Source organism: Ferrimonas sp. YIN67 (genome assembly GCF_057219095.1).
The window spans coordinates 480,084-502,967 of record NZ_JBXVVJ010000001.1 but is presented as its reverse complement, the minus strand read 5'-3'; the positions used below and the strand labels follow the sequence as shown (position 1 = coordinate 502,967).

The 22,884-nt window shown below is 59.7% G+C and carries 21 protein-coding genes; 3 read left to right on the top strand and 18 right to left on the bottom strand.

All coding sequences use genetic code 11. The features are described 5' to 3' along the window. Nucleotides 1-27: 27 nt before the first annotated feature. From AC2D8U_RS01880 to AC2D8U_RS01870, 3 genes are read right to left on the bottom strand one after another with little or no spacing between them, the layout of a single operon-like run. Nucleotides 28-390, bottom strand: a complete 363-nt coding sequence (locus AC2D8U_RS01880) for a cupredoxin domain-containing protein (RefSeq protein ID WP_484617339.1) — start codon at nucleotides 388-390, stop codon at nucleotides 28-30. Nucleotides 391-426: 36 nt separating this feature from the next. After that, entirely contained in the window at nucleotides 427-2,700 is a 2,274-nt protein-coding gene (locus tag AC2D8U_RS01875; protein WP_484617338.1) for a heavy metal translocating P-type ATPase, read from the bottom strand. Continuing rightward, entirely contained in the window at nucleotides 2,687-2,878 is a 192-nt protein-coding gene (locus AC2D8U_RS01870) for a hypothetical protein (protein WP_484617337.1), read from the bottom strand. Before AC2D8U_RS01870 ends, AC2D8U_RS01875 begins: the two co-directional genes overlap by 14 nt. An 81-nt stretch (nucleotides 2,879-2,959) precedes the next feature. On the opposite strand from AC2D8U_RS01870, the gene AC2D8U_RS01865 reads away from it, so the two are divergent. Further along, entirely contained in the window at nucleotides 2,960-3,394 is a 435-nt protein-coding gene (locus AC2D8U_RS01865; RefSeq protein ID WP_484617336.1) for a MerR family transcriptional regulator, read from the top strand. A gap of 39 nt (nucleotides 3,395-3,433) precedes the next feature. Here the strand turns inward: AC2D8U_RS01865 and tolC are convergent, their stop codons facing one another. From tolC to AC2D8U_RS01815, 10 genes are all read right to left on the bottom strand, one after another. Beyond that, nucleotides 3,434-4,738 carry an outer membrane channel protein TolC gene (gene tolC / locus AC2D8U_RS01860; RefSeq protein WP_484617335.1) on the bottom strand — a complete coding sequence of 435 codons (1,305 nt, stop codon included), beginning with the start codon at nucleotides 4,736-4,738 and terminating at the stop codon, nucleotides 3,434-3,436. 64 nt (nucleotides 4,739-4,802) lie between these two features. Then, entirely contained in the window at nucleotides 4,803-5,423 is a 621-nt protein-coding gene (locus tag AC2D8U_RS01855) for a CueP family metal-binding protein (RefSeq protein ID WP_484617334.1), read from the bottom strand. Between the two features lie 9 nt (nucleotides 5,424-5,432). Beyond that, the gene (locus AC2D8U_RS01850) at nucleotides 5,433-5,858 is read right to left on the bottom strand and encodes a MerR family DNA-binding protein (protein WP_484617333.1); all 426 of its coding nucleotides are present in this window, start codon (nucleotides 5,856-5,858) and stop codon (nucleotides 5,433-5,435) included. Further along, nucleotides 5,855-6,004, bottom strand: a complete 150-nt coding sequence (locus AC2D8U_RS01845; protein WP_484617332.1) for a hypothetical protein — start codon at nucleotides 6,002-6,004, stop codon at nucleotides 5,855-5,857. Before AC2D8U_RS01845 ends, AC2D8U_RS01850 begins: the two co-directional genes overlap by 4 nt. Next, nucleotides 6,004-9,153 carry an efflux RND transporter permease subunit gene (locus AC2D8U_RS01840; protein WP_484617331.1) on the bottom strand — a complete coding sequence of 1,050 codons (3,150 nt, stop codon included), beginning with the start codon at nucleotides 9,151-9,153 and terminating at the stop codon, nucleotides 6,004-6,006. The genes AC2D8U_RS01845 and AC2D8U_RS01840 overlap by 1 nt, the downstream gene beginning before the upstream one ends. A gap of 11 nt (nucleotides 9,154-9,164) precedes the next feature. Beyond that, nucleotides 9,165-10,688, bottom strand: coding sequence for an efflux RND transporter periplasmic adaptor subunit (locus AC2D8U_RS01835; RefSeq protein WP_484617330.1), 1,524 nt, complete (start codon nucleotides 10,686-10,688; stop codon nucleotides 9,165-9,167). Nucleotides 10,689-10,875: 187 nt separating this feature from the next. Next, nucleotides 10,876-11,280, bottom strand: coding sequence for a hypothetical protein (locus AC2D8U_RS01830; RefSeq protein ID WP_484617329.1), 405 nt, complete (start codon nucleotides 11,278-11,280; stop codon nucleotides 10,876-10,878). A gap of 131 nt (nucleotides 11,281-11,411) precedes the next feature. Next, nucleotides 11,412-11,951: a cupredoxin domain-containing protein gene (locus AC2D8U_RS01825; protein ID WP_484617328.1), complete on the bottom strand. Its 540-nt coding sequence runs from the start codon at nucleotides 11,949-11,951 to the stop codon at nucleotides 11,412-11,414. A 40-nt stretch (nucleotides 11,952-11,991) separates the two neighbouring features. Further along, nucleotides 11,992-12,417, bottom strand: coding sequence for a DUF2057 family protein (locus AC2D8U_RS01820; protein WP_484617327.1), 426 nt, complete (start codon nucleotides 12,415-12,417; stop codon nucleotides 11,992-11,994). A 61-nt stretch (nucleotides 12,418-12,478) separates the two neighbouring features. Further along, complete coding sequence (locus AC2D8U_RS01815) at nucleotides 12,479-12,685, bottom strand: hypothetical protein (protein ID WP_484617326.1); 207 nt, start codon at nucleotides 12,683-12,685, stop codon at nucleotides 12,479-12,481. Nucleotides 12,686-13,271: 586 nt separating this feature from the next. Here AC2D8U_RS01815 and AC2D8U_RS01810 point away from each other — a divergent pair. Together AC2D8U_RS01810 and AC2D8U_RS01805 are read left to right on the top strand one after the other, a co-directional pair. Beyond that, the gene (locus AC2D8U_RS01810) at nucleotides 13,272-13,361 is read left to right on the top strand and encodes a hypothetical protein (RefSeq protein ID WP_484617325.1); all 90 of its coding nucleotides are present in this window, start codon (nucleotides 13,272-13,274) and stop codon (nucleotides 13,359-13,361) included. A gap of 126 nt (nucleotides 13,362-13,487) precedes the next feature. Further along, entirely contained in the window at nucleotides 13,488-14,753 is a 1,266-nt protein-coding gene (locus tag AC2D8U_RS01805; protein ID WP_484617324.1) for an LssY C-terminal domain-containing protein, read from the top strand. Nucleotides 14,754-15,152: 399 nt separating this feature from the next. On the opposite strand, the gene AC2D8U_RS01800 is transcribed toward AC2D8U_RS01805, so the two are convergent. The 5 genes from AC2D8U_RS01800 to AC2D8U_RS01780 all read right to left on the bottom strand — a co-directional run bounded on the left by AC2D8U_RS01800 (nucleotide 15,153) and on the right by AC2D8U_RS01780 (nucleotide 22,722). Beyond that, nucleotides 15,153-16,625 (bottom strand): glutathione synthase, encoded by a 1,473-nt coding sequence (locus AC2D8U_RS01800; RefSeq protein ID WP_484617323.1) that lies wholly within the window; start codon nucleotides 16,623-16,625, stop codon nucleotides 15,153-15,155. A gap of 87 nt (nucleotides 16,626-16,712) precedes the next feature. Beyond that, nucleotides 16,713-18,566 carry an ABC transporter ATP-binding protein gene (locus AC2D8U_RS01795; RefSeq protein ID WP_484617322.1) on the bottom strand — a complete coding sequence of 618 codons (1,854 nt, stop codon included), beginning with the start codon at nucleotides 18,564-18,566 and terminating at the stop codon, nucleotides 16,713-16,715. A 17-nt stretch (nucleotides 18,567-18,583) separates the two neighbouring features. Further along, a complete protein-coding gene (locus AC2D8U_RS01790; protein ID WP_484617321.1) occupies nucleotides 18,584-20,425 on the bottom strand; it encodes an ABC transporter ATP-binding protein in 1,842 nt (613 codons plus the stop codon). Continuing rightward, nucleotides 20,426-22,171, bottom strand: a complete 1,746-nt coding sequence (gene gshA, locus AC2D8U_RS01785) for a glutamate--cysteine ligase (RefSeq protein ID WP_484617320.1) — start codon at nucleotides 22,169-22,171, stop codon at nucleotides 20,426-20,428. It lies immediately after the preceding gene. A gap of 131 nt (nucleotides 22,172-22,302) precedes the next feature. After that, a complete protein-coding gene (locus AC2D8U_RS01780) occupies nucleotides 22,303-22,722 on the bottom strand; it encodes a MarR family winged helix-turn-helix transcriptional regulator (RefSeq protein ID WP_484617319.1) in 420 nt (139 codons plus the stop codon). Between the last annotated feature and the right edge of the window lie 162 nt (nucleotides 22,723-22,884).

Genomic DNA, 22,884 nt, shown 5'->3' with positions numbered 1-22,884 from the left:
CCCAAGGCCGCCGTTTTGAGCGGTCTTTTACCCCCTCTCTTCCCGCACTAGGATCTGCCCTCGGTACATCTGCATCTGGCAGTGGAACTCGTATTCGCCGGCAGAGATCGCCGGCAACGAGATCACCTTATGCTGGTTCAATGGCAGGATCTCGCTGATCTCCAGTTCGGGGATCAACAGAGTTTCGCTGCAGGGCGAGGGGTCTTTTCGCAAAAAAGTAATGCTGACTGGTGTTCCGGCGGGCAACTGGATCCGCGCCGGGCTATAGATCCCATTCTCAACCCTGATCACCTGCTCTGTTGTCATCACTTCGGTTTTTGGTTGATAGAGCCAGAACCACCATAGGATCCCTACGATTAGCGCTATCCCGACAAGATTAATCAACATCATGATCGCCTCCAATGAGCAGCGGTCCAGGCACTGAGTTCAGTGCTCTTGAGCTTTGAACAAACGCAGTCGGTTGGCGTTGGTGACCACGGTTACCGACGAGAACGCCATGGCCGCCCCCGCGATAACCGGGCTCAGCAGCAGACCGAAGAAGGGATACAGGATCCCCGCCGCGATGGGTACACCGGCCACGTTGTAGATAAAGGCGCCAAACAGGTTCTGCTTGATGTTGCGCAGGGTCGCACGGCTGATCGCGATGGCATCGGCCAAGCCATGCAGGGAGCCACGCATCAATGTGACGTCTGCACTTTCAATGGCGACATCGGTACCTGTCCCTATGGCAAAGCCGACATTGGCCGTTGCCAGCGCCGGCGCATCATTAATGCCGTCGCCGGTCATGCCGACGATCTCTCCTTGCCTCTGCAACTCCTGTACCTTGGCGGATTTATCCTCAGGCATCACCTCGGCAAAAAACTCGGTGATCCCCGCCTGCCGGGCCACCGCTTTCGCCGTCGCTCGATTGTCTCCGGTGAGCATCACGACGCGGATCCCCCTGTGTTGCAGTCGTTGGATCGCCGCAACGGAATCGGCTTTGATGGGATCCGCTACGGCGATGATCGCCGCCAGTGTCTGATCAATGGCAAAGTACATAGGCGTTTTCGCTTCGGCGGCAAGAGCCTGGCCGCGCTCTACAAAGTTATCCAGAGCAATACCGCGATCTCGCATCAGCTTTTCGTTGCCAAACAGCAGTGTCTTGCCCTCAACCTCGGCTTGGACACCGTGCCCGGCGATGGCGCTAAAGTGAGACACCTTACCGATCGCCAGGCCCCGCTCCTGGCCGGACTCGATAATGGCCTGGGCCAGCGGATGCTCCGAGCCACTTTCCAGGGTCGCCGCCAGTCGCAGCACCTCATCCTGCTCAAAGCCCTCGTTGGTGAGGATCTCGGTCACTTTTGGCGCCCCCTGGGTGATGGTGCCGGTCTTATCCAGGATCATGGCGGTGATCTTGGACGCCGTCTGCAGGGCTTCGCCGTTGCGGATCAATACGCCGGCTTCTGCCGCCTTGCCCACGCCCACCATCACCGACATGGGCGTGGCCAGACCCAGGGCACAGGGACAGGCGATGATCAGTACTGTGGTGGCTGAAACCATGGCGTAGGCAACGATGGGGCTGGGGCCGAAGTTCAACCAGATCAAGGCACTAACGACGGCGATGATCATCACGGTCGGAACAAAGTAGGCGGAGATCCGATCTGCCAGTCGGCCAATGGGCGGCTTGGAATTCTGCGCCTGTTTGACCATCTGGATGATCTGGGCCAGTGCGGTATCTTTGCCGACGCGGGTGGCCCGAAACAGCACGGAGCCGGTTTTGTTGATGGTTCCGGCCACGACTTCATCGCCTATCCCTTTCTCTACGGGCATGGGTTCTCCCGTGAGCATGGACTCATCAATACTGGTATGGCCATCAGTCACTTCACCATCCACCGGGATCTTTTCCCCGGGGCGAACCCGCACCACATCATTTCGAAGAACCTGCTCAATGGCGACATCCAGCTCCTGATGATCACGGACGACACGTGCCGTTTTCGGCGCAAGGCCGATCAGCCGCTTGATCGCCGCGGAGGTCCGTCCCCGCGCTTTCAGTTCCAACGCCAGTCCCAGGTTGATCAAACCGATGATCATGGCGGTGGCTTCAAAATAGACATGGCGGGCCATGTCAGGCACCACTTGAGGGGCCAGGACGACCACCATGGAGTAGAGCCATGCCGTCCCGGTGCCCAAGGCGATGAGGGTATCCATATTGGCCGAGTGGTTGCGAAACGATTGCCAGGCACCCAGATAGAAATGGCGTCCTGAGGTGGCCATCACGCCGAAAGTCAAAATGCCGACCAGCAGCCAGGCGATCTGAGCGCTGGTGCTGTTGACCGACATATCGCCGCCGATCAGGCCATAGATCATCAGGGGCACACCCAAGGCCAGCGCAATGACCATTTCACGCATCAGCTTTCGGTAGTAGGCCAGATCTGCGGCTTCTTTTTCCGTCAGGGCGGCATGGTCACTGTCCGCTTCACTCAACCTGCCGTGATAGCCGGCTTGCTCGATGGCGCCGATCAGATCATTGGACGCGGCAGAGCCTGTGACGGTGACGGTGCGCTGGGCGAAGTTCATCTGGGCTGTCGCCACGCCGGGTACCGCTTTCAGTGCAGACTCGATCTTGCCGACGCAGCTGGCGCAGGTTGCGCCATCAATGAGTAATTCGATACTCCTTATGGGTTGGGCCAAGCCGTGCGATCCGGCTTTACGTTCTGTCATCGTGCTCCCCTTGGGTTGGTTGCTCGCCGCTGCAACAACTGCGGCCACCAGAGCGGCTTTTGCGCATCAGGACCAGGGCAAACAGCAAGAATATGGCAAAAGTCAGGGCAAGTTGAGGCCAGCCTGACCACCAGAGCAGTGCAATGCCGGCAAACAGCATAAGTAGACAACAGCGCATCTTAATGTCCCCTCTTGTTGGCTTAGTTTGACTCTAGACCTTACCCTTGCAGTAAGGTCAAGCTAAAAGAGGAGTGCAACGATGAGAATTGCCGAGATCGCCGACAAAGCCGGCTTAACCACCAAGTCCGTGCGCCACTATGAGGCCATCGGGTTGATCCCAGCGCCCGCCCGGCAAGACAACGGCTACCGGGACTATGATGACAGCCAACTGGCGAGGCTCAGGTTGATCCGGCGTGCGCGAACGGCGGGGTTTGATCTGAAGGAGTGCCGGATCTTACTGGCTCTGCTCGACAACCCCAACCGCCACAGTCACGATGTCCATGACTCCGTGGTGGAGAAAGTCCAAGCCATTGATGAGCAGATCGCCCAGCTCAGTCAGATCCGTACGGTGCTCGCTCAATTGGCCGACTCCTGCGCCAATGACGAGACGCCGGACTGCGCCATATTGCGTCGCTTATCCTGTGAAGAGATCGAGGTGCTTGAATGCGAGAGGGATGGGGAGTGCATTGACTAGGGGAAAGACCATCGGCTTTCCCCTTTTGCTAACACGAACTCAACGCTTAGCCAGTCCCCGGTTGATCAAGGCGAGATCCTGCTCAGACAAAGTACCGGCGGCGCCTTTCAAGGCCAGGCTGGAGAGGATATAGCGGTAACGCGCATTCGCCAGTTGCTGCTTGGCATTGTAAAGCTGCCGAGTGGCATTGAGCACCTCAACGATGGTGCGTGTTCCCACTTCAAAACCGGCATCCGTGGCTTTCAAGGCACTTTGCGCCGATAACACGGACTGCTCATAGGCTCGGATCGAGCTTAAGCTGGCAGTGACGTTATTCAGGTTGTTGCGCAGGCTTCGTACCAGGCTTCGGTGGGTCTCTTCGAGCCGCTGTTGGCTGCCGACATAATCGTATTGGGCTTGCTGAATCTGGCTGCTTACCGCAAAGCCGCTGAACAGGGGCACGGCCAGTTGCACGGCTAGGTTGCCATTTGTGCCATCGCGATTGCTGCTATCCCAGCCAAAGTTTTCATCCAGGTTTGCGGTCAGGCGCACGCTGGGCAGATGCCCCGTTTTTGCCAGGGCGATCTGTTGGCGGGCGATCTCGACCCCCAGTTTATCGGACAGCAGCGCCTGGCTGCCTTGCTCGGCCAGGGATACCCACTGCTCCGCTCGGGCGGGCACGGGCATGGAGGGGCTGAAGCGCTGAGTATCCAGTGGGCTTAAGGTGTCGTGGATCAGGCCGGTGATCTCCCTAAGCGCCTCAAGTTGATTCGCCAAGGCGTTTTCCGCGTTGATCTCATCGGCCTTGGCCAGATCAAACTGCGCCTGGGCTTCGTGCACATCGGTGATCGCCGTTGAACCAACGGAAAAGCGCCGCTGGATCTGCTCCAGTTGCTGTCGAATGGCTCGGGTATTGGCTTGGGTAAAGGCCAGGGTATCCTCGGCAAACAGCACATCGAAATAGGCCGTCGCCACTCTCAAGATCAGCTGCTGCTTCTGCTGCTCATAGCGCAGCTCTGCCTGGCTGATCTGCTGCTTGGTGATGTCCAGCGAGACGTAATTGGCGTGGTCATAGATAGATTGGCTCAAAGATAAGCTGGCCTGGTAGCCGCTCATTTCCTGGGTGGGCTGAGCCGCCTTAAAGGTGTTGCTGTAGCCTAAGCTGGCGTTGATCTGTGGCAGCAGGTTGGCTCGCGACTGGCCCAGGGTTTGATAGCTGGCATCCAGGTTGGCACGGGCCTGCAAAAGCACGGGATCGCTGCCCAGCGCCTGCTGATAGATCTGCATCAAATCGTCCGCCTGGGCGGGGTTGGCACTGAAAAATAGTGCAGCCGCGGCCGTCCAGGCGCAGTAGTGTCTGGTCATGATAATTCTCCGGGAAAACGTCACGCGCGGTTTGCAGCCAGGCAACCGCGCGCAGTGGGATTGATCAGTGGTGGCCGTGATGACCTGAGTGCTGCCCGGCTTGACCGTCCTGGACGCTCTCGTTCATCGCCAGCAGTTGCATGGTGGTAATGCAGGTACGGCTGTCGTCATAGGTGGTGAGCACCTCTTTGGCTTCCCGCCAGACGCCGTTGCCATCGCCATGGTGGAAGGTGAATTCCAGCTTGCGGTTGCGGGGCACCCAGAAGTCGATAAAGCCGTCGTGCTGCAGGGTTACCATCTGGTTTAGGATCTCCTCTCCGGTCTCCACATCCATCGCCGACATGTGCATCTGCTCGCCGATCAGTTCGCCGGTACAACCGGTCGGAACGTGGTTGCCACAGGGATGGGTGTAGGTCAGCCAGGGGGCGATGGAGAGGAAGAACTGATCTTCCGGGATCGCCACGTCGGCCTCTTCGCCGTTGGCAAAGGTGGCAGTTACCTTGTCCGGGTGGACGCGTACGACAATGCCATCATCGTTTCTGTACCACTGGTGCCCCTGAAGCACGGCCTGCTCGTGATCCAGTTGGCTAAAGGCCTTAGCCTGCTCAGAGCTTGCGTCGGCCTGACTGCAGGCAGCCAGTGCCATGACCATCATTGCGCTGATAAAGGTTTTCTTAAACATCATGGTGTTTTCCTATTTGGTATTGTCTAAAGACTCATGTTTTGTGGCGCACGGTTCGCCGTTTAATGCATCGAGAATGGGGCAGTGCGCTTGGTTCCCGCCCCGACAGCCGTTAACCAGTTGGCCCAAACGGCTTTCCAGTTGCTGTAACTGGTGGATCTTGTCCCTGATCCCGACCAGTTGTTGGTTGGCCAGGGCCTTGACCTGCTCGGCGGTGCGGTCCGGTTGCTGATCCAGCGACAACAGTTGGGCACACTGATCCAGACTGAAGCCCAGCGCCTTGCAGCGAGCGACAAACATCAGTTCCTGTTGCTGCTTCGGGGTGTATTCCCGGTATCCGTTGTCGCTACGGGCCGCCATCACCAGACCAATATCGTGATAGTGGCGGATCGCCTTGGTACTCAGTCCTGTGAGCTTGGACACTTCGCCGATCTTCATGCCGCCTCCTTGGCTGGGCTGGCTGCGGGCAGGGCACGGCCATAGAGCAGCAGGTACACCGCGGGGATCACAAACAGCGACAGCAGAGGGGCTCGGCTCTGTAAAAGCGCATGCCGCCCACCATGGGGGCGTGGGTATTTGTGCATCACTTCTCTCCTGCTTTGGTGTTTTCCAGTCCGCGACCATAGAGCAGCAGGTACACCGCGGGGATCACAAACAGCGACAGCAGAGGGGCCGTCACCATGCCGCCCACCATAGGGGCCGCGATCTTCTGCATCACTTCATTCCCCGTACCGCTGCCCCACATGATGGGCAGCAGGCCGAAGAAGATGGTGGCCACTGTCATCGCCTTGGGCCGGATCCGCATCACTGCACCCTCGATCAGGGCGTCTTTCAGATCCGCTTGACTGGCCATACGGCCCTGCTTGCGGTAATGCTTGATGGTGTTGTTGAGGTACACCTGCATCACTACGCCAAATTCCGCGGCCACCCCGGCCAGGGCGATCATGCCGACGGCCACCGCCACCGAGAGGTTGAAGTCCAGCAGGAACAGCAACCAGGCGCTGCCGATCAGGGCAAAGGGCAGGCTCAGCATGATCACCGAGGCCTGGGCAAAGGAGCCGAAGGTCATCATCAGCAGCATGAAGATCACGGCCAGCATCAGTGGGATCACCATGCTCATCTTGGCTTCGACACGTTCCATGTACTCGTATTGCCCGGCGAAGCTGTAGCTGTATCGTGGCGGCAACTGGATGCTGGCATCCAGGGCTTCGCGGGCCTGCTCGATGTACTCGCCGATGGAGATATCCTGCAGATCAACAAATACCCAGGAGATCAGGCGGCCATTTTCACTGGCCAGCATGGGGGCGCCATCTCGAATGGAGAGGGTCGCCAGGTTGCCCAGGGGCACGTATTTGCCGGTCTTGGTGAGTACCGGCAGGGCGCGCAGTTTTTCGATGTTATCGCGCAGCTCTCTGGGGTAGCGGATATTGATGGGGTAGCGCTCCTGCCCCTGGATGGACTCACCCACCTTCATGCCGCCAATGGCCATCTGCACCACATCCTGAATGTCTCTCAGGGTCATGCCGTAGCGGGCGGCAGTGGTGAGATCCGGCTCGATGTCGATGTAACGCCCGCCACCGGTGCGCTGAGCAAAGGCGGAGAGTGTGTTGGGCAGCTTGGCCAGCACCGCCTCGATCTGGGTGCCGATCCGCTGCAGCTCTTCGACGTCGGCGCCGGAGATCTTGATCCCCACCGGCGTCCGTACCCCGGTGGACAGCATGTCGATCCGGGTTTTGATCGGCTGTACCCAGGCGTTGGTGATCCCCGGCACCTTCACGGTGCGTTGCAGATCCGCGATGATCCCCTCCATGGTCTGGCCCTCACGCCACTGCTCCCTGGGCTTGAGCATGATGGTGGTTTCCAGCATGGTCAGGGGCGCCGGATCGGTGGCCGTATCGGCACGACCGACCTTGCCAAACACCCGTTTCACCTCAGGTACGGTTTTGATCAGGCGATCGGTCTGCTGCAGGATCTCCGCCGCCTTGCCGGCGCTGACCGAAGGCAGGGTGGTGGGCATGTAGAGCAGATCCCCCTCCTCCAACTCGGGCATAAACTCCGAGCCCATCTGGCTCATGGGGTAATAGGCACTTCCCAGGGCCAGCAGGGCCACCAGCAGGGTGATCTTGGGAAAGCGCAGCACCAGATCCAGTGTCGGTTGGTACAGGGCGATCAGAACGCGGCTGATGGGGTTCTTTCTCTCATCGGGGATCTTGCCCCGAACGAAGTAACCCATGAGTACCGGGATCAGGGTGATCGCCAGCACTGCGGACGCCGCCATGGCAAAGGTCTTGGTGTAGGCCAGGGGGTGGAACAGGCGCCCCTCCTGGGCTTCCAGGGCAAACACAGGAACAAAGCTCAGGGTGATGATCAGCAAACTGAAAAACAGCGCCGGGCCGACCTCCACCGAAGCCTCTTTGATCAGGCGCCAATGGGCCTCCCCCTCCGGGGCCTTGCCATGCTCCTCCCGATAATGCTCGAGATGTTTGTGGGCGTTCTCCACCATGACGATGGCGGCATCCACCACGGCGCCGATGGCGATGGCGATCCCCCCCAGGCTCATGATGTTGGCATTCACCCCCATAAAGCCCATGATGATGAAGCTGATCAGGATCGACAGCGGCAGGGTCACTACCGCCACCAGGGTCGAGCGGGCGTGCAGCAGAAACACCAGACAGACCAGCGCCACCACCAACATCTCCTCGATCACTTTGTTCATCAGGTTGTCGACGGAGCTTAAGATCAGCTCGGAGCGGTCATAAGTGATCACCAGTTCTACCCCTTCGGGTAGACCGGAGGCGATCTCATCCAGCTTGGCTTTGACGTTGTCGATGGTGGCCAGGGCATTCTCGCCATAGCGCATGACGACGATCCCGCCGACCACTTCGCCCTGACCATCCAGCTCGGCAATGCCTCGCCGCGCGGCGGGTCCGGTACGCAACTGAGCCACATCCTTCATCAGCACCGGGCTGCCGGACTCGGAGACGATCCCTAACGGGATCTCGGCAAAATCCTCCAGCGACTGACGATAGCCGGAGGCGGTGATCATGTACTCGGCTTCCGCCATCTCGATGACCGAGCCGCCCACCGCCGCGTTGGCGTTATCCAGCGCCTGCTTGATTGCCATCAAGTCGAGCTTGTAGAGCGCCATCTTGTGAGGATCGATCACGATCTGGTAGGCCTGCTCCATCCCGCCGATGGTGGCGACCTCGGAAACCCCCGCCACGCTTTGCAGCTCCAGCTTTAAAAACCAGTCCTGCAAGCTGCGAAGCTGGGCCAGATCATGACTGCCGGTGCGATCGACCAGGGCATATTGGAACACCCAGCCCACCCCGGAGGCATCCGGCCCCAGCGTCGGCGTCACCCCTTCCGGCAACTGCTCCTGGGTTTGCGACAGGTACTCCAGCACGCGGGAGCGGGCCCAGTAGATGTCCGTGCCATCCTCGAAGATGATGTAGACGTAGGAATCCCCGAACATGGAGAAGCCCCGGACGGTCTGTGCCCCCGGTACGGCCAGCATGGCGTTCGACAGGGGATAGGTGATCTGATCTTCCACCAACTGCGGCGCCTGACCCGGATAGGAGGTCTTGACGATGACCTGCACATCGGACAGGTCCGGCAGGGCATCCAGAGGGGTGGTGCGCATCGCCTGGTAGCCGATCAGGGCCACCACGACCGTCATGATCAGTACCATCATCCGGTGGCGCAACGAAGCGCTGATAATTTTCTCTAACATGGAGCGCCCCTTTAGTGGTTGGCGTGGGGATCGGCCGCGTCTTGTGCCGCCCCACTGAGTCGTAACAGACTGCCCTGGATACTGGCTTCGGAGTCCAGCAGGAACTGGCCGGAAACCACCACTTTATCCTGCTCTTCCAGTCCCTCGAGGACTTCGGCCTGGCCTTGGGTGATCATGCCGAGCTTGACCGGCACCGAGGTAAACCGGGTGTCGTCCCGTTGCACCACCACGCGGTTTTCCCGACCGGTGAGGATCAGGGACTCGGTGGGGATCGTCAGCACATTGCGCTTGGGGCCACCAAACAGGGCAACATCGACCAGGGAGCCGGGACGCAGCTTTTGCGCCGGGTTGTCCAGCTTGACCCGCAACTGCATGGCGCGGGTGGTGGTGTCCAGTTCCGGGTAGATGTAATCAATGGTGCCTTCGATATTGAACAGGCCCTGGGCCGAGGCGGTCACTTCTGCCGGACGGCCGGCTTCCAGCCAGCTCTGCTCATTTTCGAACACTTCGGCGATCACCCAGACGGTGGACAGGTCCACCAACTCGATCATGGTGTCGCCGGGCTGGATATACATGCCGTCGCGCAGCGCCAGGGCGCTGACGAAACCGTCTTGCGGCGCATAGAAGGGGACCCGGTACAGGCTTTGGCCAGACTGCTCCAGCTGCTTGATCACCGACGGGGCCATGCCCAGCAGTTCCAGGCGCAGGCGGGCTTTGCGCAGCAGCTCTGCGCCACGCTGCCGGTCACTCTTGAGGTAGTCCAATGCCTGGAGGTAATCATCCTGGGCATTCACCAGCTCCGGCGAATAAAGCTCATACATCAGCTCGCCTTGGTTCACCTGCTGGCCCACGTTGGTGATCGCCAGTTTTTCCACCCAGCCGCTGACTCGGGCGTGGACGTGACTGATCGCGTCCTGATCGTACTCCACGGTACCCAGGGTCTTGACGTAACGCCACAGGGTGCCCCGCTCAACCCGCTCGGTGCGCATGCCCAGGGCCTGCTGCATGCCGCCGGCCACGCCGACTACGATCTCTTCTGCCGGTGCGCCCATCTCGACCTTTTCCAGGTTCATGCCGCAGATGGGGCAGGTGCCGGGCTCATCGGAGATGATGTGTGGGTGCATGGGACAGACGTATTTCACGGTGCCTTCGCTGCCGCTGGCATCAACCGGTGAGATCCTGGGCTGATCGTGGTCAGCATGAGGATCGCTCGCAGCGGTATGCCCGGCGTGGGGCGCTTGGGTTTCCTCTTCCTCCTCTTCGATGGGGGTCAGAAACATGTTGCACTTGGGGCAGCGATCGCCTTCCTGGCCGGTTTCTTCCGGGTGCATCGGGCAGGCGTGGGTGGCCTGGTGCTCATGGTGCTCGTGAGTTCCGGACTGAGCCAGAGATTGCTCGGCAGCAGCGGCGGTCGGGATCAGATGGGCCGAGTGTTCGGCATCCATCGCCATCACCTGGGCGATGGGAGTCAAGGCAACGCTCAATACCAGAGCGGGCGCGATCAGGGGCCGGTTGCGGCGGCAGTGTTTACACATGGGAGTGGTCCTTCAGTTGGCCTGGGGCCAAACCATCAGATCAAGGATCTGAGCTGAAGAAGATCAGAGGCGGGCGTTGAGCGCGAACTCACACGAGAGGCATATTTAGAATCTTACCCCCACACACTGACCTTCCGTGAACGTACCCTGATCCTAGTCAAGAGGGATCAAGGCGAACAGGGAAGGCTTAAGCGCTCGGAGGCGGGGTCGGAACACCCCAGAAGCGGGTGCTCAGCGCGATCGCATTGGACAGCGCAAGCCCGCTCGAATATCGGGAGGCGAGGAAAGAGGTCGAGGCCAGTCCGGCGAAGGAGGCACAGTGAACCTGACACTGAGAACAGCCGTCCGAACAGGCAGTCGCCTCTCCGTCAGCATGGCAGTTGTGGGTCAAGCCTTCACTACTGTCACAACAGGAGTGGGCCGAGTCTGCGCTGGAGGCGATCTCTGCGGTTACGACATCGTGGCACGAAGGGGCCATGGTTTGATGCTGCTGGGGCAGCATGTCACCGGATAGAGCCACCGGCAGGGTACGGGCAACCGCTCCCTGCATCAGCAAGGCGAAAATCAGCAAGATGTAACTGCAGCTTCGCATGTGGCTATATCCAAAATATGGTTTCGGCTGAGAGTGTATCATCGGTCGATACAAACTCAAGACGAATTGTGAAAATGGTAAGAGCGGCCCGGCATTGGGCCACTCATTTTCGTTAACGGCTTATAGGGCTATCAGTGGCGATCTCCGCCCTTGGCGATCTGTCCTGCTCGATGCATTCCCGCCTCAAAGTGTCCGGGAATGTTACAGGAAAAGAGCAGGTCGTCGCCGGACTGAAACTGCCAGGTAAGGCGACCGGTTTGTCCCGGGGCCACGGTCAGGGTTTGCCCATCGTCGTGGTTATGGTTCATACCCACCATCCGGCGCATCATCTCCCGGTGTCTTTTGTGCTCCGCCGGGTTGCCGATGGACAGTTCGTGACTGATTTGTCCATGGTTGGTGATGACGAAGGTCACCACCTCCCCCTCAACGAAATCCAGCGATTCGGAAAACTCAAAGCGCATCGAGTCATAGGCATCCACCTGGATGGTACGCGTGGCAGCATCGGCATCGCCGGGTCGGCCAACGGAGCTGTCAGCTTGATGGTGATGTTCAATTATCCCATGATCGTCGCCGTGCAGCGCCGGGTGATGGCTGCTGCCGTGGCAACTGCCGGCAAGGGCGAGAGGGGTTGTCAGAGCGGCAAGCAGGCCTGGGATCACTATTTTCTTCATGGTAATTACTCTTAAATTTGATTGCTTAGACAGGCTTGGTTTAGTGCTGACCCAGTGCGAACTGATACATCATCTGGTCATGGTTAACCTGCTCCAGCGCTTGCTGCTCTCCGTTGTCGAGCAGCACAAAGGCGGGCGAGCGGGCAAAGTCCTTGGCTTGTGCATAGCTTTTAACGTCTTCGTGGCTCAACTGCAGTTGCTGCTCTGACTCAATGTCGAAGGTCAAGTAGACCGGTTGGGAACGAAACATTTCAAAATCATCACCTTGAGTGCGAAAACCATCTTGGTAGCGCACTTCGATCACCTGTTTTCCCGCTTTTAAATCCAGATCGCGCACCAAACCCCTGACAGGCTCTCCGTTTACGCTGTGGACAGAGACGGTTTTCGGGATAATCAGGTTGGCAGCGACGGCTGGCAGACCCAGCAAGGCGGTAGACAAAGCCAGGATTGAGATCAGTTTTTTCATTTTAAACTCCAAAATTAAAAGAATGTCTTACAGGGGGCGATAGGCCCGTGGCGAAGCACTCTTAGTGTTTTGGAGGTCGATACAGGGCCTCAGGGCGCAGCCGTTGATGGCCGATGGCCAGTGCGCCGAGTACCCCAACAAATTGCGCCTCTCCCACCATGACCGACGCTTGCAGCAAGGCAAGACAGCTGTGGGTCATCTGGCAGTCGTGGCCGTCGCTCATATCATGCTGACACTCGTGCATGGTGCCGCCATGCATGGCCATCATCGGGCACGGCTCCGAGCCGGCTGAGCTGGCATGTGTCGGCCACCCGGTGAACAGCAAAAGCATCAGCGTCAACACCAGCAGCGGCCAGTGAAGCGATGAGCGACGATGTGAGAGAATGGATTTCATGCGGTGGAGCATAAAGCTTCCCGTTGCGGGAAGGTCAAGCGCATTGCATCAAAAAAAATGAAAGTGGGTATTTAATCGAACCAGTGCGTGAACGCTACTGACGATGCCCATCAGCTAGGTGGCTTTCTACATAGTTGTTTTTTTGATCACAACAAGGTCAGCGAATGCGACGCTATGCAGGTTTTTGCTTTAATTCCATGCACGCATATGGTTCAAAACTACAGGTAAGTGCCTGATGTTCGGGCGTCGCTTATGCAGATTTATGGTTTAAGCGACAAAATCTTTGATTTCAATGCGAAATATACCGAAGAGCCTCTGGTGATACACTCGGTGGCACACTTTGGCAGGTTCAAACGCGACAACTTTCCCTTCAAGTCAAAGCCAATCCTCGGCAACCCCCTTATCTTTTGCAGTCGAATCATGGTGTCACTCTTGTTAAAAAGATCGGGCGCGTGTCGTTGTGCCTACTGAGTACAGACAATCGGTCGGACGGCGCGAGTTCCGCAGATCGATGAAGACCAAGTGTCGACGTGAAGCTGTGTGGCGTTGATGGTCCGCATAGGGGTGAATGTGAAGCTAAGTCGCGCTGTGTCACACAAATGGGCTCGTGGTCAGTCAGACGTATTTCCTCTATTTGCTACGCTTCCAGTTCGAATACTTGGATCCCTTGGGTTTAGTGGACATAAGAGATTACCGTACGTTCTACTTCCGGCAGTCGGTGCTCTGTTGTATAGCGCTGCAGCTTGCATGCCTGATCATCGGCTGTGCCGCCCCTCGACAGACCGACTCCCTCGACTACCTGAGCCGTTCCGAACAGCAGGAGCAGGGCGGCGTGCGTGTCTCGGCGGTTGCGCTGAGCCCGGAGGAGTCGCGGCATCATTTTGGTTTGCCTCTGGCAGAGAAAGGCATCCAGCCGATCTGGGTGTCCATCAGCAATAACAGCCACACCCAGTTGTATCTGCAATTGTTGAGTGTCGATCCAAACTACTTTGCACCATCAGAGGTGGCGTGGAGGCTACGTCGGAACAGTCAGCTCAGCTTTGCGCTATTGCAGAAGCAGCTTTTGCAACAGCACATATCGGTGTTGCACCCCCCGGGACAGACACGGTCCGGCTTTGTGTTTACCAATGAGGATCCTGGCGCCAAGGCATACGCCATTGAATTATTTGGCGAGCAGGAGCATCGAAGTTTTGAGTTTGCTCAGCGGATCCCAGGGTTGGAAGCCGACTTTGTGCAGGTGGATTTTGAGTCGCTGTATCGATCGGAGACCTACCGTGAACTGGATATGGCCGAGTTTCGGCAATACCTGCAAACCTTGCCCTGTTGCACCCTGGGCGGCGACCAGCGCAGTAACGGTGATCCGCTCAATCTGGTGATCGTAGGGGAGGGTCGGCACCTGCTGGCAACCCTGGTCCGCCGGGGCTGGGATCTGACCGAAACCCTACGAAGAGACTCGGCCTGGCGCACCATGACATCGTCATTGTTTGGTTCTAAGTACCGCACTTCGCCGGTATCTCCGCTCTACCTGTTCGATCGCCCACAAGATCTGGCCTTGCAAAAGGCGCGGTTAAGCGTAAACGAACGCAATCACTTACGTCTCTGGTTGGCACCGGTGACCGTCAATGGACAGGCTGTCTGGCTTGGTCAGATCAGTCGAGACATTGGGATCAAGTTGAGCAGCAAGACCCTGGTGACACATAAGATCGATCCCGTTGTCGATGAAGCCCGACTCTATATCAGCCTAGATCTGGTTGCCTCCCGTTACCTCGCCTCTGTGGGGTATGTCGAGGGTGTTGGGCAGGCAAGCGTGGACAGTCCCAGTTTCAACTACACCAAAGATCCCTATTATACCGATGGCTTGAGGGTGGTGCTTTTTCTGGCTTCGACCCCCCAGCTTCCCGACGCCATCGAATTTCTTCCTTGGGCAACGCCTGGGCAGTGAATGGCGTCGTTAAGGTGATAGGAGAGCGATAAAGCGTAGTTTGACGAAGGGAAGGGCACGCCGGTCATTGGCTCATATCTGGTCGCGGCAAAAGTTAGATGGAGAAGGCTTAGCGTTATCAGGCTAAACCCGCTTTTTTCCGGAGTGAGACGTCGGCGTTTACCGAACGCCTATTTCTGTGTTGAACTTCATCACATTGACCCGGTGGCCCTTGTGGTAGTTGAAGTTGCGATGGGTGGGTTTGTCGCTGAGCTTATGGATCGGCAAGGTCGCCTTCCGTGGTCTCATCGTCAGTGAGTTGGCTGTATGTAAGGTTGCTCGTGCGGTGCATGGTAAAGACACGGCGCAATGGGTTGGTACGCCGTGATCTTTCCAATACTTTCGCACAGATATCCAGAGTTATTCCACCAGCGCCAGGGAATCGAGCATCCCTTCGCCGCTGTGCACGCCGCCTTCCGATGCGGTGGCGGGCTTGCTGCGGATCAGGTAACCGGCATAGCCGGACTCGGCGGGCTCGGATTGAGTCATTGGCTCACCGTTAAAATGCACGGTGAACAGGCCAAGTTCGCTGATCAGGTTATCCACGATTTTGGCCTTGCCGTCGCGGATAGCCAGGGCCGGACGCTCCCGCTCATGGGGATGCAGGCGTAACATCAGTGCCCAGGCGTCCTGCTCGGCTGCCGGTAGGGTCTGCAGCTTGGGCCGTATGTCGTCGCCGAAGATGCAGTGGCCACCACCTTCGCCCTGGTTCTTCAGCACCCACTGGCTGGCATCGCCCTGTGTGGCGAACCAGTCGATGGTCTCGGCGTTGACCGGTTTCATCTCGGCCAGTACCTGTTTGACCTGCTCGGCTTCAACGTCACTCAATCCCCAGCGGGCCAGCTCAGCTGTGCTCATCTGAGTCACCAGCATCTGAATGGTTTTGCTGGTGGCCAGTTGCTGACTCACCGTGGCGTTGACCGCCACCTTGTGCTGCTCGATAAAGACCCGGGTGCTGGTCAATGCTTCACAGCAGGCCTCCTCGACGATGTCGGTGGCGCAATAATCCTCGTATTGATAACCGGCGCGCAGGTAGACGGCGTCGATGCTGCCGACACCCTCGAGCAGCAGGCGTTGATCGTCACCGGTACTTAAGTGGCCGTGCAGCTGACGGAAGCTGCGCCGTACGGTGCGCACGCCCCGCGCCTGCAGCGCCAGCTCCAGCAGGCGCTGATCGTACACATTGTCCTCATTGTCCTGCACGATCATCAGAAACACGGGTGAGCCGGACTCGCCGGACTCAAAGCGGATCTGATGGGCGGCCCTGGCCACGCCGTGGGCCAGTTGTTCCAGCGCGTGATTGCTGGCCAGCACCGTATCCACGGCGGTCTCGGCCCACTGCTGATACGCCTCGGGCCACTGGGTTTTCAGGTAGCGATGCAGCTCATGCACCCGCTGGCCGAAGGGGCCCATGCCGGCGGCGATGCCGTTAAACTCGATCACCTTCGGGCCCTGCTCGCGATCATCCATATAGTCGGTGCGCATCATCAGCAGCGGCTGACGGGCGGCAACTTTGGGTTGGGCGCTCGTGCCATGGATCCGCTGGTGCAGACGCAGCAGGTGGCCGAAGAAGGGATCGGCCTGGCCCATGGGCCCCAGCGCCTGTTGCAGGAAGGGGTGATCCTCCGAGATCCGATCGATCAGCCGGGCGATCAGGGGCGTCACTTGTTTGAGCTGGGCAAACATGGCGTGGTTGATGGTGACCGGTGCCAGGCTGAAGGCGCAGTGGCGGGCTGTGCCTGGCCCGGTTTTCATCGCCATGCCGTGCAGCATCGCCCACTCGTTAGCGCTGTCGATCATATCCTGAGTGCGGGGATCGAGATTTGAATTCATGCTCTCTACCTTCAATTCTTTCTGTCTTGCTCATGCTTACTGCTAAGACGCGCGGCATGGTGAAAAGACGCAATGCCGTGTCCGTCATTACCCGGCCGACGCCGCGCTGTCAGCTTGGTGACAGTGATGGGTGAGCTCCTCTTCCACCTGCTGGGCCAGATACAGCTCCCGGTAGTGACCTTCCTGCACCACCAACTCGGCGTGAGTACCGCGCTGGACGATCTCGCCCTGATCCATCACCAGAATTTGGTCCGCATCGACGATGGTGGAGAGGCGGTGGGCGATGGCCAGGGTGGTGCGGCCCTGGCGCAGATTGGCCAGCGCCCGCTTGATCTGCTCTTCGGTCTCGCTGTCGATGTTGGCGGTGGCCTCATCCAGCAAGAGTACCCCCGGGGCGTGGGCCAGGGTGCGGGCGAAGGCCAACAACTGGCGTTCACCCATGGAGAGGGACTGTCCGGCATTGCCCGGCTGATGATCAAAGCCACCGGGCAGACGCTGGATAAAGCGGCTCGCCTGACCCTGTTCGGCCGCCTCCTGCACGGTCTGCTGGCTCAGATCGTCCCGGCCCAGACGGATGTTGTCGCCGATGCTGCCGCTGAAGATCACCGGCTCCTGCTGCACCAGGCCAAAGCGTTGGCGCAGTTCGGCATCATCAAACGCCGCCAGCGACCGACCGTCGATCCGCACCTCGCCCTGTTGATGGGCATAGAAGCGCATCAGCAGGTTGATCAGCGAGCTCTTGCCGCTGCCGTTGTGGCCGACAATGGCGGTCATCTTGCCTGCCGGGGCGGTAAAGCTGACGTTGCGCAGCGCCTGGTGTTGACCGTCGTAGGAGAGACTGACACCGTCGAACACGATCTCACTGGCCGGGCTGTGCTGTTCGGCTTGCACGCCCTGACGCGGAGCCGGTTGTCTATCGGCATGGGGATCCGCCGGTTCATCCAGCAGCTCGAACACCCGATCGGCGGCCACCGTGCTGATCTGCAGCTTGCTCAGCTCCATCGACAGCTGACGGAAGGGCTCGAAGAAGCGCTCGAGGTAGATCATAAAGGCGTACAGGCTGCCCACCTCCACCGCGCCGAGTTCGCCGGTAAGGCCGCTTTGCTGGCCGAACCAGGCCACCACCATGACACTGGCCAGCAGGCCGATCAGCCGGGTGTAGGGGGCCAACAACAGGCTGTTGAGGCCGATGGTGCGGCGTGACACCTTGCTCCAGGCGTCGTTGGTCCGGGTAAACTGACGGCGGATCTCGCCCTGCTGACGAAACGCCTGAATGATGGGCATGCCCTGCAGGGATTCGCTGATCTGGGTGTTGATCTCACTGATCCGCTCCCGTGCACCGTTAAACAGCGGTGCCGACAGCTTGCGATACAGCTGCATCGCGCCCAGCAGCATGGGAATGAGCACCAGGGAGAGCAACATCAGGCGCCAGTCCAGCAGCGACATGGCGATAAAGATGGCGAGGATCCGCAGCGCCCCCTGGATGATGGTGGGCAACACGGAGACGAACAGATCCCGCATCGATTCGGTGTCGTTGCTCACCCGGGAGATCAAACGCCCCACTGGCTGGCTGTCGAACACCTTCATCGGCAAGATGAGCAGGTGGGCGAACAGGTCCCGGCGCAGGGTGTTGACCACGGACAAGGCGCCGCGCTGAAAGTTGAGCACCTGCAGGTACTGCATCACGGCCGCAACGACGTAGAGGCCGAACATGGCACCACCTAAGAGGGCGAGCTGGTTCCAGTCCAGTGTCTGCATCGGCTCGCTGCTGGGCAGGATCACCTCGTCCAGCATCACCTTGACCAGCCAGGGGATGGTCATCTCCGCCAGGGTGGCCAGCAGCATCAGTCCCAGTGCCAGCCCAAAGCGCGGTGCATGGGGCTTGGCGTAGCCCAGCAGGCGGCGGGTGCTGCCGCCGGCGTGGTGCGTTTGGTGCTTCATTGTGTTGTGACTCCGGCTCATCGGCTTGACTCCTTGGCGCCCAGCAGACGACTTTGTTGGATGAAGATCTTGCGGTACCAGCCGCCCTCGAGATCACCCTGGGCCATCAGCTCGGCGTGGGTGCCCTGCTCGACAACCACACCTTCATCCAGCACCCAGATCTGATCCGCCTCGGCCAGGGCGGGCAGACGCTGGGTGATCAGCATCACGGTCTTGTCCGAGTGGCGATGAAAGTGCTCGCGCAGGTGGGCGAGGATCGCCGCCTCGGTCTTCATATCCAGCGCACTGAAGGCGTCATCCAGCAGCAGGATATCGGCACCGGGCGTGCCTTCTTGCTCGCCGATCAGGCAGCTGAGCAGGGCACGGGCCAGGTTGAGCCGTTGTTTCTGTCCGCCTGAGACGTTGATCCCGTTCTCCCCCAGCAGGGTCTGGTAGCCCTGTTGGAAGGCGACGATCTCATCGTGGATCCCCGCCAGTTTTGCCGCCTGCTCGATCTGCGCCTGGGTGGCGTGGGGCCGGGCGAAACCTATGTTGGCGGCGATGGTGCCGGAGAACAGTTGCGATTGCTGTGGCACCCAGGCGATGCGTTGACGCAGCGAGTCCAGGGTGTAGCGCTCAACGGGTTGGCCGCCGATCTCAATACTGGCGCCGGTGGGCAGTGGGTAGTGGCGCTGCAACAGGTTCATCAGGGTGCTCTTGCCGCCACCGGTGGGCCCGGTGATCCCGATAAACTGGCCCTGTTTCACCCGCAGATCGATACCGTGTAACACGGTTTGCGGCACTGTCGGATGCTTTTCGCTGTCCACCTCCTTCCCCGCAGTCGGGTAGTGGAAGGTGGGCAGATTGAAGTGGATCGCGTCAAAGGCGCCGGCGCTCAGCTCGGCATCGCCATCGGTGATCTCCGGCCGCTGGCGCAAGATGTTCTGCAATCGGTCCCAGGACGCGGCGCCACGCTGGAAGATGTTGAACTGCCAGCCAAACTGCAACAGGGGGCCGAGCAACTGGGCCAGGTAGAGGGTGAAACTGGTGAGCAGGCCGACGGTGAGCTGATCCAGGCTGATCATCCAGGCGCCGTACAGTAGGGCGATGACAAAGGAGAGGCCGTAGATCACCTGAATGGTGGGCCAGAACAGGCCGTCCACCCGCGCCACCGCCATATTGGCGTCGAAGGTGGCGTCGGTGGCCTCGGCAAAGCGTTGCTGCTGGCGCTCGCCAATGCCGTGGGCCCGTACCGCGCGGATGCTGGACACGGTTTCCCGCACCTCCTCGGTAAAGGCGGAGAAGCGTCCCTGGGCCGTGGCGAAGCGGCTGTGCAGCGCGCCGCCGTACAGGTGGGTAAACCACACCAGCAGCGGGAAGGGCAAAAGGGCCACCAGGCTCAGCTCGCCACTGACGACAAACACCATGCCAAACAGCACGGTAAAGCCGGCCACCAGGGAATCGACCATCACCATAATGCCACCGCCGGTGGCCTGCTCCACCGCCTTGAGATCATTGGTGGCGTGGGCCATCAGATCGCCACTGCTGTGGCGCTGATAAAACGCCGGGCTCTGGCGAGTAAAGTGAGCGAACAGATCGGCCCGCATGGTGGCGGCGATCTTGATGGAGGCGCCGTACAGCAGGGTCTGCCAGCCAAAACGCAGGCCATACATGGCAAACGCGGCGGCGACGATGGCCCCCAGGTGTAGGGCCAGCTCGGGGCCGGTGAGGGTGTTTTCACTGATGGCATCCACCACCCGGCCGATCAACCAGGGGGGTAGCAGATTCAGCGCGGCGACCACCTGCAGCAGGACAAAGGCCAGCAGGTAGCGTCCGGCGTAGGGTCGGATGTAGTGGCGTAGGTGCCAAAGCAGTCCCATTTAACAGGCCTCCTGCAGGCTGGGCTGGGTGTCGTGGTCGGTCGTTGCCGCCGCGCAGTGTTGTCTGGCCTGCTCCGGACTCAGCAGGGCTTGCGCCGCGACGACCTCATCAAAGTTCGGCTGTGGCCGGGCTTCCAACTCGGCCTGCTCAGCCAGGGAGTCGGGAGCCAAGCGCGTCAGCTCACTCATGCGTGCCTGCGCCTCGGGCTGTTTCGCCTGGCGGGCAAATGCCTGAGTATGCTGTTGCGACAAGTCGGTCATCCATTGACGATAGGAGCAGGGCCCGGGTGCGTCCTGCGCTGATGATCCATTCAGCTGGGCCAGGATCTGCGCCGACGGCGTCAGCGCGGGATCCATCAGCTTGGCCATCTGCGCGGTGAGGATCCATTGCAAGCCTAGGGGATCCTCGCCCCGCTCGGCGTTTTGTTGGTCCCGCAACCGGGCCAGCTCGGCCATCTGATCCAGCAGTTCCAGCCCCAGAGCTTCCAATGGCTGCTCCGGTGTCTGGCCGGTGGCGTCGTGCTTTGCTTCGTCAAAGATGGGCAGCGTCAGGCCGGGCTGACGGCCGCGGTGGATCACCCGCTTGAGGCGGTCGTCGATCACCGTCTGTTCGGCGTCCGAGATCATCGGACTGGGCAGCAGGGCCATGGCGGTCAGGAAGAGATCGATAAAGTGGCTCTGGGCTTCGTCCAGTCCCAGTGGCAGTAAGGGGTTAATGTCCAGGCTGCGCAGCTCGATGTACTCCACCCCATCCCGGCACAGGGCGTAGAGTGGACGCTGGCCCTGACTGATCCGTTTGGGCCGGATGCTGCTGTAGAGTTCATTCTCCAGCTGCAGGACATGGCTGTTGATCTGCTGCTGGCGACCCAGGTGACGATAGGCGTCACTGGGGCTGAGCAGGGCGGCGGTCAGATCGGCCAGGTAGGTCTCGCGACTGTCGTAACGGATCGTCAGTTTCGACTGAGCTTCGCTGGTATAACCCAGATCGCTCAGGCGCAGGGAGGTGGCCCAGGGCAGTGCCAGGGTGTCCGGCAAGTGGGTGTCGAAATCGTATTGGACCAGCGTCTCGTCACTGACGCCCTGCACCAGGGTGCGGTCCAGCACCGGGCTGGCACCAAACAGGTATGGGATCAACCAGCCATGGCGCTGCACATTGCGGATCAGCGCAAAGTAACCGGCGGAGATGTACTCCGTCATCGGCAGGGGGCTGTTGTCCCAGGCATGCAGTTGTTGCCAGAACTCGGTGGGCAGGGAAAAGTTGTAGTGGATGCCACTGATGGTCTGCATGGCGCTGCCATAGCGGTTGGCCAGGCCACGACGATAGAGGGTTTTGATCCGCCCGGTATTGGAGCTGCCGTATTGGGCCAGGGCGATCTCACTCTGAGCCGGCAGGCCAGCGGGCATGCTGGCACCCCACAACACCTCGTCATCGGCCAGGTGCGCGGCGGTATAGCGGTGCAGATCTGCCAGGAAGTCGAGCGCCTGCTTCGGCTCAGTGAGCGCCGGGGTGACAAACTCCAGCTGCGCCTCGGCAAAGTCCGTGGTGATGTTGGGGTGGGTCAGGGCCGAGCCCAGCGCCTTGGGGTGGGCGGTCTGAGCCAGCTGACCATCGGGCTGCACCCGTAACGCCTCCTTCTCGATGCCACGGCGGATGCCGGCAAACACCGAGGGGAAGTCACGCAACTGCTCGAGTCGTTGCTGAAAAGGAATGGGGCTCATGGTGATCCTATGGCTTTCTCTGTTCATCGCGGTTCAGTTGACGACGTCAACCATTTAATTGATTTCGTCAACTAATTGCGGAAAAAATTAGGAGGTTGTCCGCTCTAAGCGGCAGCTTCCGTTTGCTCTTCGTGGGTCTGTCGGTTGCTCAGCGGGCGTTAAATCGCTTTGGCCAACGCCCGCAGGACGGTCTTAATGTCGCAGGCATCGATGCCCTTAACCCGCTCCAGCAACTGGGTCATGCGTTCGCTCTGGAACCGATCCACCGCTTCCAGACACTGCTGGCCGCAGGGGCTGATCTTCAGCAGGCGGATGCGTGCGTCTTCATCACAGACAGTACGCTCGATCAGCTCCCGCTTGATCAGGCGGTTGACCAGTCGGGTGGCACCGCTTTTGCTGATGTTCAGGGTCTGGGCGATGGATTGCACCGGGCAGCAGGGCTGGTTCTGGATATGGCGCAGCGCCTTGAACTCCAGTAGGGAGAACTCGTCGCAGGTGTCACCCTGACAGCAGCTGTTGCTGAAGTAGAGGGCCAGATCCATCAGATCCTGGTGGATGGTGTGCAGATCATTGGGCATCGAAGGCACCTCACGGCAGTCGGATAGCGGCTATTAGAGGGTATTTAGTTTACTTGGTCAACTAATTCCTCGCAAGGGTGGGCTGCCTTGCTTGCGTCGATGCCACAAAGCGTCACGCACACTCCATTCAGCGATACGGAAAGGGTCGACCGCCATGCTCTG